Genomic DNA, 16,679 nt, shown 5'->3' with positions numbered 1-16,679 from the left:
CATGCACGTATTGGTATTAGGTGCAGGTCAACTTGCTCGAATGATGTCACTGGCTGGCGCACCACTTAATATTGAGATATCTGCCTTTGACGTGAACAGTGCAACTATTGTTCACCCTTTGACCCTGGCGGTAATGGGTCAAGGATTAGAAAATGCCATTGCACAAGCCGATGTGATCACGGCTGAATTTGAGCACATTCCACATGATGTGCTCGATATCTGTGAACAAAGTGGAAAGTTCCTTCCCAGGACAGAAGCAATCAAGGCGGGTGGTGACCGACGAATAGAAAAAGCGCTGCTTGATCAAGCCCAAGTGAGAAATGCTGACTATTACATCGTGAATACCCGTGAAGATTTTGATGCCGCTATTGAGTCTGTGAAGCTTCCAATGGTGTTGAAGAGTGCGTTAGGCGGGTATGATGGAAAAGGTCAATGGCGTCTTAAATCGCTAAAAGACGTTGATGCCATCTGGTCTGAAATGGCTGAATGTATCGCCTCTTCTCCTTCTCAATCGATTGTGGCAGAAGCCTTCATTCCGTTTAATCGAGAAGTCTCTCTTGTGGGAGCAAGAGCAAAAGATGGCAGCATTGCCGTTTACCCATTAGCGGAAAACGTTCACACCAATGGCGTACTCAGCTTATCAACAGCTATTGATGATCCCCAACTGCAAAGCCAAGCACTGCAGATGTTTTCAGCGATTGCCAATCGCCTAGATTATGTGGGCGTTCTTGCGTTAGAGTTTTTTGATGTTGATGGGCAACTACTGGTCAACGAAATAGCTCCGCGAGTGCACAACTCCGGACACTGGACTCAGCAAGGTGCAGAAACCTGTCAATTTGAAAACCACCTACGCGCTGTTTGTGGTCTGGCTTTAGGGTCAACTAAGCTTATCCGTCCTACTGCGATGATCAATATACTGGGTGAAGACAAACTACCAGACGCTCTGCTTTCTACGGAAGGCTGTCATATACATTGGTATGGAAAAGAAAAGAGGGCGGGTCGAAAAATGGGCCACATCAATGTTTCAGCTCAAACAGCCACAGAACTTAAGCTGACTTTGGCCTCTCTGGCTAAGGTTCTCAATGAACGTGCTTACCCCGCTATTCATGAACTGGCTAAAAATTAATGTTTAGCGTCAGTAACCCATGTGAAAACCAAATAAAAAATGACGCTATTGCGTCATTTTTTATTTATTTCTGAATGTGATGACAACGTCTGTCGGCGCATTGCAGCTTAACCCCACTGGCGAGTTTCTTTTCAACTAATAATGGAAAACCACACTGCTCACAGCGACCTTTAACGGGGGGCAAATTCACAGCAAATTTGCATTTAGGGTAGCAATCGCATGCATAAAATACCTTGCCGAAGCGTGTTTTCCTCTCAGCGAGATGTCCTTTGCCGCAATCAGGACACGCGTACTGTGGTGCTTTGTCATCACTTTTGTCTTCTAATGACTCAATGTGATGACAAGTGGGATAGTCACTACAGCCAATGAACATCCCATATCGCCCCTGGCGTAAAACCAACTCGTTTGTACACAATGGGCAAGCCACACCCAATGGTTTGATTATGTGCCCATCATTTTGATGCAATGGTCGAATAAAATCACAGCTAGGGTATTGGTTACAACCTAAAAAAGGGCCGTGTTTGCCATGGCGAAGTTGAAGTTCTCCATCACAATTAGGACAAGGTTCATGCTCTAGCGCATGCTCGTGGTTCGAAAATAAATGTTGATCAATTTTACTGCTCATTGGGCTCTTAAGTGGTTAATAAAAGATGGCAACTTAATGCAAAATACCTTGCTCGGTTGTGTATAACAGCTCTTCCATTAGCGTATAAGCATTTTCATTTCCAGGTACATTAAACAGCACCATCAAAATAATCCACTTCAAATCATCCAATTCAAATTCGTTGGTTTCTAGCCCCATCACGCGATCAACCACCATTTCACGCGTTTCTGTTGTAAGCACATTAATATGCTCTAAAAACAGTAAAAAGCCACGACTCTCTAAATCAAGCCGCTGCATCTCTTTTGCTGTGTAAATGCGCATTGATGTCGCTGCACAGGTAGAAATAGCCGAGTGCTCATCACTCTGTTGAAGTAATGCCAGCTCTTCCAACCAATGAAGGGCTTTATAGATATCTTTTTCGTGAAACCCCGCACGAAGAAGTTCATCTTCAAGCTCATCTTGGTCCACTTGTAATTCCACATCGCTATGGATATAGGTTTCGAACAAATACATCAGTATGTCCATCATCATAGCTAGCCCCTCCCATTTCGAATATAGCCACCGGAAACTGCAACAACATGCCCTGAAAGCTCAAGCTCTAGGATCTGCATCATGACTTCATGAACAGGTATATTGGTCCTGCTCGCGAGAATATCAACTGGCGTAGCCTCTACCCCTACGTTAGCTAACAGTTGTGGAAATGGCAATTCTTGTTCACTCTCTATTTGATCAAACAGCTCAGCTTGACTGCTGAACCGTTGTTTAATCGACCAGTCTACCAAAGTATCGATTTCATCTAAAACATCTTGTTCATTTTGAACCAAACAAGCGCCGTTTTTAATCAGTGCATTCCCCCCTTGATTATTACCGCTATAAATAGAGCCTGGAATCGCAAACACATCTCGCCCTTGTTCTGCAGCGTATCTTGCGGTGATCAGTGAGCCACTTTTTTCTGCCGCTTCAACGACCAGCACCCCAACCGACAAACCACTGATAATGCGGTTTCTGCGCGGAAAGTGCGTTGGCCTTGGCTTAACCTGTGGAGCGAACTCAGACACCAGAGCCCCTGATTCTATGATTCGTCCTGCTAGGCTCTTGTGCCTAGATGGGTAAATTTGATCCAATCCCGAACCCAACACGGCAATGGTTTTTCCGTCAGCACTCAGCGCCCCATCATGAGCATAGCCATCAATCCCCAAAGCCAAACCACTCGTCACCACTAACCCATGCTGAACAAAGCGACTCGCATAAGACTGAGCACTATTCAATCCTTCCATACTGGCATTTCTGCTGCCAACCATAGCAATTTGTGGATGAGACAGTGTGGTGACATCGCCTTTAACGAACAAAACTGGCGGAGGTAGGGCTATCTCTTTAAGTAAAGGCGGGTATTCTTCATCAAGAGGCGTCAAAATATGATGATTGGATGCCTGGAACCACTCCATACACAGGTCCACATCACGCTCAGAGCCTTGCTTAAAATAGGTAATCTGCTCAAGAGATAAACCAAGAGAAGACAACGATTCCGTATCTCTATCCATCAAATTACACGGTGCGTCAATCGCAATAAGCCGAGCGAGAGCTTTACTGCCGACCTTTGGGGTAAAAGATAGCGCCAACCAAGCGGCGAGCTCCCGTTCTAACATAAGAATAGACTAACAACCTTAATGGGCAGCGCTCTCTTTGTGAACAACGTCATGACTAGCCTTCGTCGACAATTGAACGTTCATTAATAATAGAAAGCTCATCCGTGGTATTGGTTGTTTTTTTCAATGAATGATTTGGAGACACGAGCAAAGCCTCGCTACTGATAGGCGCCTTGCTGTCTGTAATGAGAGCTAAGCTGAAATAACGGTAAGGTCGGATAACAATTAAACTGCCAATGGAGGTATCAGGCAAGCGAAGTTCAGAGGCGTTAGATTCATCGGTATAACTATATTTACCCTGTTGTTGATACACATTCACCCCCGGCTGAAGCAACCGAAACATACTGCCCTGGATAACTTGGTCTTCAGAACCTTTATCAATAATAACCACCTGATTTTTTACCGAGTACTGACTGCCATTAAGCGCCCCTAAAATCTTCGCCATCGTCTCATCAGGGGCGGGTAGCGGATAAAAGGTGGTTGATAAACCGTGACTCTTGACCGTAATGTCAGGAAGTGCAATATCATTGAGCCAAATTTCATTGGCCTGAGTGAGCACCTTCAATTGGGTAAAATCTTCTTGTTGCTTTTCAAGTTGCGCGCTGGCAATGCGTTGCAGTGCCACCATAGTTTGAGTGTCACGCTTAAATTCACTCGCAACACGATAGATACCCCAATGGCGTTCGTTTGTTGTCCGAGAGATAAACAACGCATCCTCAGACGTTAAAAATTTCTTACCACCACTCGACCCTAAGACTTTACTGCCTGAACTGAGCGTCTCTAGGCTGACGAGTCGATCAGATTGCAAATAAGGGACAACCAGACTCTCCTTAAGCGTAGGAACGGCTTGTTTATCCAACACCCTGACCTTGGGGCTCATTTTCACCATGGGTTTTAAGCTCAAGACAGGCTGACCATTTAGCCAAACCAAGGTGAGCTTATCTCCAGGGTAGATTAAATGAGGGTTGTCTATTTCAGGGTTGTTCCTCCACAATTTAGGCCAAAGCCATGGGCTGTTCAAATACAGGGCAGAGATATCCCAAAGTGTATCGCCTTTGACGACCGTATAAGTCTTAGGGGCGCCCTCTTTTAGCGTTAATAGTGTACTTTTGCTTGCAAAAACAGACCAAGAAACGAACATTAGAATTGAAAAAGAAAGCATAAGAACCCAATGATTAATGCGCGGCATAGCCTCATTCCTTTAGTCTTAAAAGTAATCAATAATTCGATTATTCACGTTTGGATGCTGTCATTTAGGGTCTAAAATGTCTAGAATTGACCCAACCACCTTTAGGCCGATTCGGCACAGTTCAACATTTAGAGTGTATATGTCTGTATTACAAGTATTAACGTTCCCCGATGACCGCTTACGCACTGTCGCTAAGCCAGTAGAAAAGGTAACACCTGAAATTCAAAAACTCGTCGATGACATGATTGAAACCATGTACGAAGAAGAAGGTATTGGCCTCGCTGCGACACAAGTTGATTTTCACCAACGTATTGTCGTGATTGATGTTTCTGACACACGCGATCAGCCTATGGTGCTTATCAATCCAGAGATCACTGAAAAGCGCGGTGAAGATGGCATTGAAGAAGGTTGTTTATCGGTTCCTGGTTCACGTGCTTTAGTATCACGCGCGGCAGAAGTGTCAGTAAAAGCGCTCAACCGCGATGGTGAAGAATTTACCTTTGAAGCGGATGACTTACTGGCTATCTGTGTCCAGCACGAACTGGATCACCTCAAAGGGAAACTCTTTGTCGATTACCTATCTCCTTTAAAGCGCAAGCGTATCCAAGATAAGCTAGCAAAAATTAAACGCTTTAACGAAAAGCAAGCGAACCGATAATAACGGCCTAGCAACAAACACAGCTAAACCGGCTATTGATGACAAGATATTATTGATAGCTAAAGACCATCATTAAAAAAGGAAGCCTACCTTGAGCCAGTCTTTGAGAATTGTCTTTGCAGGTACTCCAGATTTCGCCGCCCGTCACTTGGCGGCGTTGTTGTCTTCGGTACATGAAGTCATTGCTGTTTATACTCCGCCAGATCGCCCAGCAGGACGCGGTAAAAAACTGACCGCGAGCCCAGTAAAAAACATGGCATTAGAAAACAACATTCCTGTTTATCAGCCAGAAAACTTTAAGTCTGATGAAGCAAAGCAACAATTAGCAGAATTAGATGCCGATATCATGGTCGTTGTAGCGTATGGGTTACTGCTACCTCAAGCGGTTCTTGATACACCAAGGCTCGGCTGCATCAACGTTCATGGTTCTATTCTCCCTAGATGGCGCGGCGCGGCTCCCATTCAGCGTTCAATTTGGGCGGGGGATAAAGAGACTGGCGTAACCATCATGCAGATGGACAAAGGGCTCGATACGGGCGACATGCTTAAGATCGCAACCTTACCGATTGAAGCCGATGATACCAGTGCTTCGATGTACGAGAAGCTAGCAGAACTAGGCCCTGATGCTTTGGTCGACTGCCTTGCTGATATTGCTTCTGGCACGGCTGTGGCGGAAAAGCAAAATGATGAGTTGGCCAACTACGCGAAGAAATTGAGCAAAGAAGAAGCCAGAATTAACTGGGCAGACGACGCAGAGCACATTGAACGCTGCGTACGGGCATTTAACCCTGGGCCAATGAGTCACTTTTCCGTCGCTGACAACAACATCAAGGTGTGGCAAAGCCGAGTGGATGAAAAGCCATGTGACCAACCCGCAGGGACGATCATTCAAGCCGATAAAACGGGTATTTACGTGGCGACGGGCAATCAGGTTCTCATCCTAAGCCAACTGCAAGTTCCGGGTAAAAAAGCCATGCCCGTACAAGATATCCTCAACGCCCGTGCAAGCTGGTTTGAGGTGGGTACGGTGCTCAGTTAGTCTCGATTTCTATCGGATAGGTCGACCCAATAAAGCACTACCAAAGCAACTCCCCGACTTAGCCAATGCTAAGTCGGTACATTTTAGGAAGCCGAGACGCCTCCACTAATTTTAAGGTATTCACAATGAATGTTCGCGCAGCAGCAGCTAACGTACTTTTTCAAGTCGTCGACAAGGGTCATTCTCTTTCTCACGCTTTACCCGCCGCTCAAAAAACAATCCGCCCGAGAGACCACGCCCTGCTGCAAGAGATTTGCTACGGTTCATTGCGTTATTTACCGCGCTTAGAGTCCATTGCTAACGAACTGATGGAAAATTCACTCAAAGGCAAAAAGCGTGTTTTTCACCATCTGATTCTGGTGGGCATCTACCAACTTGGCTTTATGCGTATCCCTTCTCATGCCGCAGTAGGCGAAACCGTTGAAGCAACCAATACACTGCGAGGCCCAAGCTTAAGCGGCTTGATCAACGCTGTGTTACGAAACTACCTACGCAGCCAAGAAGAGCTTGATGCGTTCTCCGTTAGCCACAACGCTGGAAAATATAGCCACCCAAGCTGGATTTTAAAGATGCTTCAAGAGAGTTACCCAGAGCAGTGGGAAACCATCATTGAGGCTAACAACAGCAAAGCACCAATGTGGTTGAGGGTGAACCGCCAGCACCACACGCGAGATGAGTATCTAGAACTGCTCAAAAATGAAGACATTGAATTCACCGTTCATCCAGAAGCATCGGATGCGATAAAGTTAGCCACGCCTTGCGATGTCTCCAAATTACCCGGGTTTGAAAAAGGCTGGGTATCGGTACAAGATGCAGCAGCGCAACTGTCTGTCGATTATTTAACACCGCAAGAAGGCGAGCTAATTCTAGATTGCTGCGCCGCACCAGGCGGAAAAACCGCACATATTTTAGAGCACACGACAGATACAGAAGTTGTCGCCATTGATAGCGACGCGAAAAGACTGGACCGTGTTTACGATAACCTAGACCGATTGCAGCTGAAAGCAGATGTTCTTTGCGGTGACGCACGTTACCCAGAAGAGTGGTGGCAAGGTGAGCAATTTGATCGTATTTTGCTTGATGCACCGTGTTCCGCAACCGGTGTTATTCGTCGCCACCCAGACATCAAATGGCTGCGTCGAGCTACAGACATCGAAGCGCTAGCAGAACTGCAAAGTGAAATTATGGATGCGATGTGGCAGCAATTGAAACCAGGTGGCACTATGGTATATGCAACGTGCTCAATTGCACCGCAAGAGAACAGCTTACAAGTGAGTGCATTTTTGAATCGCAAAGATAACGCCGAGCTTATTGGATCAGAACCATCATCCCCAGGCAGACAAATTCTTCCCGGTGAAAATGATATGGATGGTTTCTACTACGCTGTATTGAAAAAGGCTTTAGCATAACGTTACCTTGCTAGATAGAACCGCACAGAGTGAAAGTGCAATAGAGTACTTTCATTCTACGATTTAAAGCAGTAATAGAAGAGAAACGGCATGAAAATCATTATTCTTGGCGCAGGTCAAGTGGGCGGCACGCTCGCAGAAAACCTAGTGGGTGAAAATAACGATATCACTATCGTCGATAGAAATGGTGATCGCCTTCGTGAGCTACAAGATAAATATGATCTGCGAGTCGTGAATGGATACGCTAGCCACCCTGACGTGTTAAGAGAAGCCGGCGCACAAGATGCCGACATGTTAGTGGCCGTCACCAATATGGATGAAACGAATATGGCCGCTTGCCAAGTGGCTTTCACACTCTTTAATACGCCAAATCGTGTTGCTCGTATTCGCTCTCCTGAGTATTTAATCGAAAAAGATGCCTTGTTTAAGTCGGGTGCGGTTCCTGTCGATCACTTGATTGCTCCCGAAGAGCTCGTCACCAGCTATATTGAACGCTTAATCCAATACCCTGGTGCTTTGCAAGTGGTCAGTTTTGCGGATCAAAAAGTCAGCCTAGTGGCGGTTAAGGCCTACTATGGTGGCCCACTAGTGGGTAATGCACTATCAGCACTTCGTGATCATATGCCACATATTGATACTCGTGTTGCAGCGATTTTTCGTCAAGGCCGACCAATCAGACCACAAGGCACAACTATCATTGAAGCAGACGATGAAGTGTTCTTTGTTGCCGCAAGTAACCACATTCGTGCGGTCATGAGTGAACTGCAACGACTAGAAAAGCCCTACCGACGCATTATGATTGTGGGTGGTGGTAATATTGGTGCCGGTTTAGCGAAACGCCTTGAACAAGACTACAGTGTCAAACTGATTGAGCGCAGTTATAAACGAGCAGAGAAGCTCTCTGAAGATCTTGAAAATACCATCGTTTTTTGTGGTGATGCCGCCGATCAAGAATTATTAACGGAAGAAAATATCGATCAGGTTGATGTGTTTATTGCGTTAACCAATGAAGATGAAACCAACATCATGTCAGCGATGCTCGCGAAACGCATGGGAGCCAAAAAGGCGATGGTGCTGATTCAGCGAGGCGCCTACGTTGACTTAGTGCAAGGCAGTGTTATTGATGTGGCGATCTCACCACAACAAGCGACAATATCCGCCCTATTAACCCACGTGCGTCGAGCCGATATTGTTAATGTTTCATCACTTCGTCGCGGTGCAGCGGAAGCCATTGAAGCGATTGCTCATGGCGATGAAACCACCTCTAAAGTCGTTGGTCGCGCCATTGGCGATATTCGACTTCCACCGGGTACAACCATAGGTGCCATTGTTCGCGGAGAAGAAGTACTCATCGCCCACGATAGAACCATCATCGAACAAGATGACCACGTTGTGATGTTCTTGGTCGACAAAAAATACGTACCCGACGTAGAAGCACTATTCCAACCAAGTGCATTTTTCTTATAGATATTATGGCGACTAGGAGCATCATTGAATGGTAAACCTGCGTCCCATACTCTTTGTAATAGGGCTACTTTTATCAAAACTAGCCCTATTTATGTACATCCCAACTCTCGTTGCCTTTTTTACCGGTACTGCTGGTTTTTGGGAGTTTGGTCAATCGATATTGATTACCCATGTTGTGGCTTTTTTGTGCTTATCACTGGGTCGGACGGCGAAGTTTAAACTCAGTGTTCGTGATATGTTTCTCATCACTAGCCTCGTCTGGACGATCGCCAGTGCGTTTGCCGCTCTCCCCTTTGTGTTTATTAACCACATTAGTTTCACCGATGCCTACTTCGAAACCATGTCTGGGATTACCACTACGGGATCCACCGTATTAAGTGGCCTAGATACCATGGCACCTAGCATTTTATTATGGCGTTCTATATTGCAGTGGTTAGGCGGCGTTGGATTTATTGTCATGGCGGTCGCTGTTCTGCCGATGCTCAATGTCGGTGGTATGAAGCTGTTCCAAACCGAGTCCTCCGATTGGTCCGATAAAAGCAGCCCTAGGGCCAAAACCGTGGCAAAAAATATCGTGATTGTTTATCTGACCCTAACCCTGTTGTGTTTTATTGGGTTTGTTGTCACTGGTATGTCACTGTTTGAGGCGATTAATCATGCCTTTACCACCTTGTCCACCGGAGGGTATTCCACCTCTGATGGTTCGATGAATAGCTTCTCTCATGGGTCGCATTGGGTAGCAACGCTGTTTATGTTTTTGGGGGGGTTACCCTTTTTGCTCTTCGTCACCGCATTAAAAAAACGTAAGCCCAACGTACTGTTACAGGACTCTCAAGCAAGAGGCTTTACCTATCTCTTCCTAATTTCTAGCTTCGTTGTTGCCTTATGGCTGGTCGTGAGAGATGGATATTCGAGCATAGATGCCCTTCGCGTTGCGATGTTCAATATCGTCTCTGTTGTTACGACGACTGGGTTTGGTTTAGAAGATTTCACCGCCTGGGGCGCACTTCCTACCACTCTCTTCGCGTTTTTAATGATGGCAGGTGCGTGTTCTGGGTCAACCTCTGGGGGGATTAAAGTCTTCCGGTTTCAGATTGCGATAGCGCTACTGAATAAACAGATGATGAAACTTATTCACCCTAATGGAGTGTTTGTTCAGCGCTACAATCAGCGCCCAGTAAACGACGATATCGTTCGTTCTGTCGTCTCATTTGGCTTAATGTTCTTCATTACCATTATCTTCATTGCCGCTGGGCTGAGTACAATGGGGCTTGATCCTATCACCAGCATTTCAGGATCCATTACTGCGGTCGCCAATGTCGGGCCGGGAATGGGTTCTGTCATTGGCCCAACGGGTAATTTCGCTCCGTTGCCCGATGCCGCTAAATGGTTATTAAGCTTTGGTATGTTAATGGGAAGGTTGGAGATTTTAACTCTACTCGTGCTATTTTTTCCTGCGTTTTGGAAAAGCTAGCGGTTTACGGTATTCCGACTTATTCAAAACCCGACTCATTAAAACCCCTGAGATAAAATAGCCACAGCCCCCTATCTCCTGCCCCTATGAAGAAACAGGAACCACATACAGATATATAGAAAGAAAGTGGCAAACGCACCCTGCTAAAACAAACACATGCCAAATGGCATGATTATAAGGAATGCGTTTAATGGCATAAAACACCACACCGAGTGAGTAGACAATCCCGCCTGCGGCAAGCAAAATTAGACCCTCGACTTCAATACTGATAGCCAATTGATAGATAACGACTAACGACAACCACCCCATGGCTAAATAAGTCATCAATGACAACTTTTCAAACCTGTACACAAAAAACAGCTTAGCGATAACACCGAACAAGGCAATTAACCAAATGACGGCCATCAACCCAATCGCAAGTGGCGTTCGAAGACTCACCAATAAATACGGGGTATAGCTGCCGGCAATCAGTAAATAAATCGCACAGTGATCAAAGGTTTTTAACCAACGTTTAGCTTTAGGGGAAGGGATAGAGTGATACAAAGTTGAAGCCAGAAAAAGCACAATAATGCTTACGCCATAAACAACCATGCTCACTAGAGTCAGCGTATCACCTTGGGCATATATCGATTTTTGCAGTAGGAGTCCTAACCCGGCGATGCCAAAAAGCACACCAAGACCATGGGTTATTGCATTTGCCTGTTCTTCACGGACAGAATATTCCGAGCTAACCGCAGAGTTCATGAGCTACCAACCAAAGTAGAAATTCAATAATCCGCAGTATCGCACATTTAAGCTTACACTTGTAAGCTTAAATGATTATCCACGCTTAACAGCTCTCTTCTAAAAATGCTAGAACCTGTTGCCCTGCCAGTTCCGGATTGGTTCCGATAGGAATAGATAGCTCTCGCTTTAATTCCCCCAACCCAAGCAAGCTTGCCAACATGCCTTTTGCACCTTTGCGATTTCGATCCACTTCAAACCAAAGTTTCAACTCGCTTTCTGTATGATGCGCGACAATTTCAACTTCACGCCACCGCCCATGGTAAGGACCTGTCGTTGGTACAAATTCGAACTCTTGAACAAAAGGCAATTCAAAGCCTTTAACCGCTTCACACTCCACTTGCCTAATTCTGAGTCCCTGCTCCTCGAGTGCCGTAAAAATCCCATCCATTAACGGGTCGGGCCTCACCGTCAAAATATCTTTGTCTGTGGGATCGATCGCCATCGAAATATCCAGACCGGTCTCCAACCACACTTTCGCATCCCCGATGGTCACTGGGGTATTAAGTGGGACGTCGAGCTCAACGTTAAAGTCTCGCTCTTCACCTGATTTTATCGTGAATGCATAGGGCAACGTCCACTCGGCTAATGTATGCGTTTTATTGACACGACGAGTACGCTGGCCTTCAGAATTTTTTCCAGGCTCAGTCGTCACCTCTTCGACATATCGACAACACAGCTTTAGCTCAATATTATCGATTTCTTGTTCACTTGAACCGCCATAGACATGAATGGTCACATTGACGCCTTGACCAGGGTAGAGCACTTCTTGTTGCAATACCGAATCAACCTTGGCTGAACCGATACCAAAACTTGCGAGGGTTTTCTTGAAAAATGACATACACACCTCCTTGATGAGTCTCCATAGTAACCACGAATCGAGTCTTAACTCAATCGCCCCTCTGGCGTTTTTCCCACTTCACCCCTGAAAAGCCCCGTCAAATTGTTAGCCGCTATTTCAATCGCATTTTTATCATAATAAACCCACACAAAAACTGTTTATATATCGACCAATCCACAAGTTGGTGCTAATCTACTTTTTGATGTGCTTGCATATCACAACTCCTGAGTCGTTATTTGGATTGGCGAGAGCCAGAAGAGCCACCCTTCAAGCAATTGAAGCTCAACTCATAACGACTTAGGCCATTAAATTGGCAATGGATATGCCTGGCAGTTAGGTTAATCAATGCGCCCAACACCCGTCAGGTTTGCGCACTCAAATCGCAGTGCGTCTCGTCGTCGTAGTGGCTTTGCTACTGCTCCGACAGCAAGACAGGCAACACCCGTGATGACTTTGGCAGAGAAGACAGCAAGAACGATGTCCGACCCTACTAAAGAAACAAAAGCGGCTTAATAAAAAGCGCAGTACTCACTGCGCTTTTTTGTACCTAAAATCGACCAACCCTAGATTTAAACGTGATATTTGATACATTACATCCCATAAAATGATAACCGTGAGATGAAATAGTGAAGTGCCATAGAATTGAAGAATTAGTCGAACTTCTCGAGCCTGAATGGCAAAAAGATCAACAGCTGAACTTATTACAATTTATTGTAAAATTAGCGGAAGAAGCTGGCTATGAAGGTAAACTCGACGATCTCACTGACGACGTGCTTATTTACCATCTAAAAATGCGTAATAGCGATAAGTCAGACATGATCCCAGGATTAAAGAAAGACCAAGAAAATGATTTTAAAGAGGCGATTCTGCGCGCCCGAGGCATCATCAAATAACGTATTTTCCTTTCTTGTGATCTTAGCGACCGACCATCCGGTCGCTTTTTTATTCCCTTTAAGGCTAACCCACCACAAAACAGGCACATTTTGTTATGAAGTGTGGTTAATGTTAAACAATTGAATCCACAATCCACTGTATAATAACCCGCCACTTAGCGCTCAGGGATTTAAAATACGTCTCAGCAAACAAGATGAATTTGCAAAAAGCGTTAATTTGCGAACAACGTTTATTTACAAACACAAGTATTAACTAACCAAAAGTATTGACCAAACAAAATGCAATGTCGATAGAGCATGAGCAATAGAACTCATGCCTAGCAGCCCCAAAGAAAAGGATGACTTCATGAGTCAGGACAAGATCGATGTTAAGGATATCACTCCCAAAACATATAACCCCAAGACCCATAAAGGGAAACAAGATCGCTTCAACCCAAGCAATCGCATCTATGTTCGAGAAAGCAAAGGGGTATTTCAGCAACTACGCCGCTATGGGGGCTGGTTTTTACTCGCTCTATTCACGCTAATTCCGTGGATACCTTATGGAGAACGTCAGGCGATCCTGCTCGATATTGCCAGCCAGCAGTTTAACTTCTTCGGAACCACACTCTACCCACAAGATCTCACGCTCCTCGCGTTGCTCTTTATGATTGCAGCATTTGGGCTGTTTTTTATCACCACTTTTTTAGGTCGAGTCTGGTGTGGTTATCTTTGCCCACAAACCGTTTGGACTTTTATGTACATCTGGTTTGAAGAAAAACTCGAAGGCAGTGCCAACAAGCGGCGTAAGCAAGATTCAGGAAAACTCACTGGAAAAATACTGTTTCGAAAAGTATTGAAACATTGCGCCTGGATAGCCATAGCATTAGCCACAGGTTTAACCTTTGTCGGCTACTTTATTCCGGTCAAAGAGTTGGTTGTCGATTTCTTCACCTTTAGTGGCACTTTTTGGCCTGTATTTTGGGTCATTTTCTTCGCCGCATGTACTTATGCGAATGCCGGTTGGATGCGCTCAATTGTGTGTATTCACATGTGTCCTTATGCTCGTTTTCAATCAGCAATGTTCGACAAAGATACCTTCATTGTCGGCTACGATAGCAAGCGAGGTGAAGAGCGCGGCCCACGAGCACGTAAAGCCGATCCAAAAGAATTGGGATTAGGTGACTGTATCGATTGTGACCTTTGTGTTCAGGTTTGCCCTACGGGTATTGATATCCGTGACGGTCTGCAATACGAATGTATTAACTGCGGCGCGTGTATTGATGCTTGCGATCAAACCATGGAGCGCATGAAATACAAAAAAGGTCTCATTAGCTATACCACCGAGCATCAATTGGCGGGCAATAAGACCGATATCATGCGGCCAAAACTGATTGGCTACGGCTTGGTGCTTCTTGTGATGATTGGGTTATTCTTTGTGCAAATCGCCAGAGTCGATCCAGCTGGGCTCAGTGTTATCCGCGATAGAAGTGAGCTGTTCCGGGAAAACAACGTCGGTGAAATTGAAAATACCTACACCTTAAAGATAATCAACAAAACACAACAGACGCAGCGTTACCAACTCGAAGTCACCGGCTTAACCGATGCGACTTGGTATGGTCGCCAAACGATTCAGGTGAAACCAGGGGAAGTACTCAACCTGCCAATGAGCTTAGGAGTCAACCCTGACAACTTAACCTCATCGGTCACGACAATTCAGTTTATACTGTCCGACAATGATGACTTCAGTACCGAAGTAGAAAGTCGATTTATCAAGAATCTTTAATCGATACTCTCACTCTTACACTAAGGAAAAGGCTCAGTTAATGAGCCTTTTTATTTTATGACCGAAAAAGCCTTTAATTTTAATGCCCTGACACCCGATTTCATGTGGTACGCATTAGAGAGTATCGGGATTCGTGCCGAGTCTGGTTTCTTGCCTCTTAATAGCTACGAAAACCGTGTGTACCAGTTCACTGATGAAGAACGCCAACGCTATGTTGTGAAATTCTATCGCCCTGAGCGGTGGAGCGAACTGCAAATCCAAGAAGAGCACGACTTTACCCTCGAACTTCACGAGGCCGAAGTACCGGTCGCACCGCCATGTCGAATTAACGGTCATACTCTGCATCAATACCAAGGCTACCAATTTGCATTGTTTGTGAGTGTAGGCGGAAGACAATTTGAAGTGGATAACTTGGATCAACTGGAAGGCGTAGGTCGCTTTCTTGGTCGCATTCACCAAGTCGGACAGCAGCGTACATTTGCTCATCGACCGACGATCAGCCTAGATGAGTATTTGTATCAACCGAGGAAATTGTTGGAAAATTCAACCTTTATTCCAATGCACCTTGAGAACGCTTTTTTCAGCGATCTTGACCTGTTGATTTCGCGATTAGAGGCACAATGGCTGCCTAACGTCGATGTTATTCGGCTGCATGGTGACTGCCATCCTGGCAATATTCTATGGCGAGATGGCCCAATGTTTGTCGACCTCGATGACGCTCGAAATGGCCCTGCGGTTCAAGATTTATGGATGCTTCTCAGCGGAGATAGAACAGAAAAATTGGCTCAACTGGACATCGTTTTAGAAGCTTATCAAGAGTTTTGTGATTTTGATCACTCACAGCTGAAACTTATTGAGCCTTTGCGTGGTCTACGAATGGTCTACTATATGGCTTGGTTGGCAAAAAGGTGGCAAGATCCGGCTTTTCCCATCGCTTTTCCTTGGTTTAATGACCCTAAATACTGGGAAAGCCAAGTCTTAGGCTTTAAAGAACAAATTGCGGCGCTGAGTGAACCGTCATTGTCACTCACACCACAATGGTAATGGCATTTGCCTTATAATTAGAATATGGAGATAACAATGAAGAAGCTGTTTGCAATTTTCGCAACCCTCATGCTGAGTATTACAGCTCACGCGGCACAGTTTGAAGAAGGAACACACTATAAAGTACTCGATCTTGAGCCTTCAAAAAAGCCGATAGTCACGGAGTTTTTCTCTTTCTACTGCCCTCACTGTCATTCACTGGAACCTGTTATTGAGCAAATGAAACAACAGCTACCAGAGGGCGCTAAGCTACTGAAAAGCCATGTTTCATTCATGGGCGGATCAATGGGTAAACCGGTCAGTAAAGCGTATGCCACGATGATCGCTCTAAAAGTCGAAGACAAAATGGTCCCAGTCCTTTTTAACCGTATCCATAACATGGGCAAGCCACCCAAAAATGAAGAAGAGTTGCGCCAAATATTCTTAGATGAAGGCGTTGATGGTAAGAAATACGACGCTGCATATAATGGTTTTGCTGTCGATTCCATGGTTCGCCGTTTTGATAAACAGTTTCAAGATAGTGGTCTAACGGGTGTCCCTGCTCTCGTGGTCAATAACCGCTACCTTGTTCAAGCTCAGTCAATCAAAACGACGACGGAATATTTTGCGCTAGTGAATTATTTGCTGACCAAGTAGTTTTACCGCCACAGAATCATCATTCAATGAAAGAGAACACCGTGTGTTCTCTTTTTTTTTATTAAAAAATTCAATAAGTGCATAAATCATAACGTATAGTAGAAA

Annotated in this window: 17 protein-coding genes; 11 read left to right on the top strand and 6 right to left on the bottom strand. The window is 45.2% G+C overall.

The window, feature by feature from the left end; genetic code table 11:
• The first annotated feature begins 1 nt into the window (after position 1).
• Complete coding sequence (locus tag QF117_RS06135) at positions 2–1,126, top strand: 5-(carboxyamino)imidazole ribonucleotide synthase (RefSeq protein WP_282388212.1); 1,125 nt, start codon at positions 2–4, stop codon at positions 1,124–1,126.
• A gap of 64 nt (positions 1,127–1,190) precedes the next feature.
• Here QF117_RS06135 and QF117_RS06130 read toward each other — a convergent pair whose 3' ends face one another.
• Genes QF117_RS06130 through QF117_RS06115 form a run of 4 tightly spaced genes read right to left on the bottom strand, consistent with a single transcriptional unit; the run spans position 1,191 to position 4,565 of the window.
• The gene (locus QF117_RS06130; protein WP_282388211.1) at positions 1,191–1,751 is read right to left on the bottom strand and encodes a topoisomerase DNA-binding C4 zinc finger domain-containing protein; all 561 of its coding nucleotides are present in this window, start codon (positions 1,749–1,751) and stop codon (positions 1,191–1,193) included.
• Positions 1,752–1,784: 33 nt separating this feature from the next.
• A complete protein-coding gene (locus tag QF117_RS06125; protein ID WP_017034329.1) occupies positions 1,785–2,261 on the bottom strand; it encodes a DUF494 family protein in 477 nt (158 codons plus the stop codon).
• Positions 2,262–2,263: 2 nt separating this feature from the next.
• On the bottom strand, positions 2,264–3,376 hold the full coding sequence (gene dprA, locus QF117_RS06120; protein WP_282388210.1) for a DNA-processing protein DprA: 1,113 nt from the start codon (positions 3,374–3,376) through the stop codon (positions 2,264–2,266).
• 55 nt (positions 3,377–3,431) lie between these two features.
• Positions 3,432–4,565 (bottom strand): LysM peptidoglycan-binding domain-containing protein, encoded by a 1,134-nt coding sequence (locus QF117_RS06115; protein WP_282388209.1) that lies wholly within the window; start codon positions 4,563–4,565, stop codon positions 3,432–3,434.
• 139 nt (positions 4,566–4,704) lie between these two features.
• Between QF117_RS06115 and def the strand changes: the two genes are divergently transcribed.
• The 5 genes from def (at position 4,705) to QF117_RS06090 (ending at position 10,612) form a co-directional block, all read left to right on the top strand.
• Positions 4,705–5,223 (top strand): peptide deformylase, encoded by a 519-nt coding sequence (gene def, locus QF117_RS06110; RefSeq protein ID WP_017034332.1) that lies wholly within the window; start codon positions 4,705–4,707, stop codon positions 5,221–5,223.
• Positions 5,224–5,314: 91 nt separating this feature from the next.
• The gene (gene fmt / locus QF117_RS06105) at positions 5,315–6,262 is read left to right on the top strand and encodes a methionyl-tRNA formyltransferase (RefSeq protein WP_282388207.1); all 948 of its coding nucleotides are present in this window, start codon (positions 5,315–5,317) and stop codon (positions 6,260–6,262) included.
• A gap of 125 nt (positions 6,263–6,387) precedes the next feature.
• Positions 6,388–7,671 carry a 16S rRNA (cytosine(967)-C(5))-methyltransferase RsmB gene (gene rsmB, locus QF117_RS06100; RefSeq protein WP_282388206.1) on the top strand — a complete coding sequence of 428 codons (1,284 nt, stop codon included), beginning with the start codon at positions 6,388–6,390 and terminating at the stop codon, positions 7,669–7,671.
• Between the two features lie 90 nt (positions 7,672–7,761).
• On the top strand, positions 7,762–9,138 hold the full coding sequence (gene trkA, locus QF117_RS06095) for a Trk system potassium transporter TrkA (protein WP_017034335.1): 1,377 nt from the start codon (positions 7,762–7,764) through the stop codon (positions 9,136–9,138).
• 28 nt (positions 9,139–9,166) lie between these two features.
• Complete coding sequence (locus tag QF117_RS06090; RefSeq protein WP_282388205.1) at positions 9,167–10,612, top strand: TrkH family potassium uptake protein; 1,446 nt, start codon at positions 9,167–9,169, stop codon at positions 10,610–10,612.
• 84 nt (positions 10,613–10,696) lie between these two features.
• Here the strand turns inward: QF117_RS06090 and QF117_RS06085 are convergent, their stop codons facing one another.
• Both QF117_RS06085 and QF117_RS06080 read right to left on the bottom strand, forming a co-directional pair.
• Positions 10,697–11,356, bottom strand: a complete 660-nt coding sequence (locus QF117_RS06085; protein WP_282388204.1) for a hemolysin III family protein — start codon at positions 11,354–11,356, stop codon at positions 10,697–10,699.
• An 85-nt stretch (positions 11,357–11,441) separates the two neighbouring features.
• Entirely contained in the window at positions 11,442–12,236 is a 795-nt protein-coding gene (locus QF117_RS06080; protein ID WP_282388203.1) for a sporulation protein, read from the bottom strand.
• A 345-nt stretch (positions 12,237–12,581) separates the two neighbouring features.
• Here QF117_RS06080 and QF117_RS06075 point away from each other — a divergent pair, with 345 nt between their 5' ends.
• The 5 genes from QF117_RS06075 (at position 12,582) to QF117_RS06055 (ending at position 16,574) form a co-directional block, all read left to right on the top strand.
• Positions 12,582–12,749, top strand: a complete 168-nt coding sequence (locus tag QF117_RS06075) for a hypothetical protein (RefSeq protein WP_282388202.1) — start codon at positions 12,582–12,584, stop codon at positions 12,747–12,749.
• Positions 12,750–12,862: 113 nt separating this feature from the next.
• The gene (locus QF117_RS06070) at positions 12,863–13,129 is read left to right on the top strand and encodes a YihD family protein (protein WP_282388201.1); all 267 of its coding nucleotides are present in this window, start codon (positions 12,863–12,865) and stop codon (positions 13,127–13,129) included.
• A 346-nt stretch (positions 13,130–13,475) separates the two neighbouring features.
• Entirely contained in the window at positions 13,476–14,894 is a 1,419-nt protein-coding gene (ccoG, locus tag QF117_RS06065; RefSeq protein ID WP_282388200.1) for a cytochrome c oxidase accessory protein CcoG, read from the top strand.
• A gap of 57 nt (positions 14,895–14,951) precedes the next feature.
• A complete protein-coding gene (locus QF117_RS06060) occupies positions 14,952–15,938 on the top strand; it encodes a serine/threonine protein kinase (RefSeq protein ID WP_282388199.1) in 987 nt (328 codons plus the stop codon).
• Positions 15,939–15,974: 36 nt separating this feature from the next.
• Positions 15,975–16,574: a thiol:disulfide interchange protein DsbA/DsbL gene (locus QF117_RS06055; RefSeq protein ID WP_282388198.1), complete on the top strand. Its 600-nt coding sequence runs from the start codon at positions 15,975–15,977 to the stop codon at positions 16,572–16,574.
• Positions 16,575–16,679: the final 105 nt, after the last annotated feature.

Origin of the sequence: Vibrio sp. YMD68, assembly GCF_029958905.1 — a bacterium.
Classification (GTDB): domain Bacteria; phylum Pseudomonadota; class Gammaproteobacteria; order Enterobacterales; family Vibrionaceae; genus Vibrio.
Note: the sequence above shows the minus strand (reverse complement) of the source record. Positions and strands in the feature narration are given on the sequence as shown.

Bases quoted from the DNA above. Each gene is read 5' to 3' on its own strand.
- QF117_RS06135 (WP_282388212.1), top strand. From the start codon at position 2: ATGCACGTATTGGTATTAGGTGCAGGTCAACTTGCTCGAATGATGTCA.
- QF117_RS06130 (WP_282388211.1), bottom strand. From the start codon at position 1,751: ATGAGCAGTAAAATTGATCAACATTTATTTTCGAACCACGAGCATGCG.
- QF117_RS06125 (WP_017034329.1), bottom strand. From the start codon at position 2,261: ATGATGATGGACATACTGATGTATTTGTTCGAAACCTATATCCATAGC.
- dprA (WP_282388210.1), bottom strand. From the start codon at position 3,376: ATGTTAGAACGGGAGCTCGCCGCTTGGTTGGCGCTATCTTTTACCCCA.
- QF117_RS06115 (WP_282388209.1), bottom strand. From the start codon at position 4,565: ATGCCGCGCATTAATCATTGGGTTCTTATGCTTTCTTTTTCAATTCTA.
- def (WP_017034332.1), top strand. From the start codon at position 4,705: ATGTCTGTATTACAAGTATTAACGTTCCCCGATGACCGCTTACGCACT.
- rsmB (WP_282388206.1), top strand. From the start codon at position 6,388: ATGAATGTTCGCGCAGCAGCAGCTAACGTACTTTTTCAAGTCGTCGAC.
- trkA (WP_017034335.1), top strand. From the start codon at position 7,762: ATGAAAATCATTATTCTTGGCGCAGGTCAAGTGGGCGGCACGCTCGCA.
- QF117_RS06090 (WP_282388205.1), top strand. From the start codon at position 9,167: ATGGTAAACCTGCGTCCCATACTCTTTGTAATAGGGCTACTTTTATCA.
- QF117_RS06085 (WP_282388204.1), bottom strand. From the start codon at position 11,356: ATGAACTCTGCGGTTAGCTCGGAATATTCTGTCCGTGAAGAACAGGCA.
- QF117_RS06080 (WP_282388203.1), bottom strand. From the start codon at position 12,236: ATGTCATTTTTCAAGAAAACCCTCGCAAGTTTTGGTATCGGTTCAGCC.
- QF117_RS06075 (WP_282388202.1), top strand. From the start codon at position 12,582: ATGCGCCCAACACCCGTCAGGTTTGCGCACTCAAATCGCAGTGCGTCT.
- ccoG (WP_282388200.1), top strand. From the start codon at position 13,476: ATGAGTCAGGACAAGATCGATGTTAAGGATATCACTCCCAAAACATAT.
- QF117_RS06060 (WP_282388199.1), top strand. From the start codon at position 14,952: ATGACCGAAAAAGCCTTTAATTTTAATGCCCTGACACCCGATTTCATG.
- QF117_RS06055 (WP_282388198.1), top strand. From the start codon at position 15,975: ATGAAGAAGCTGTTTGCAATTTTCGCAACCCTCATGCTGAGTATTACA.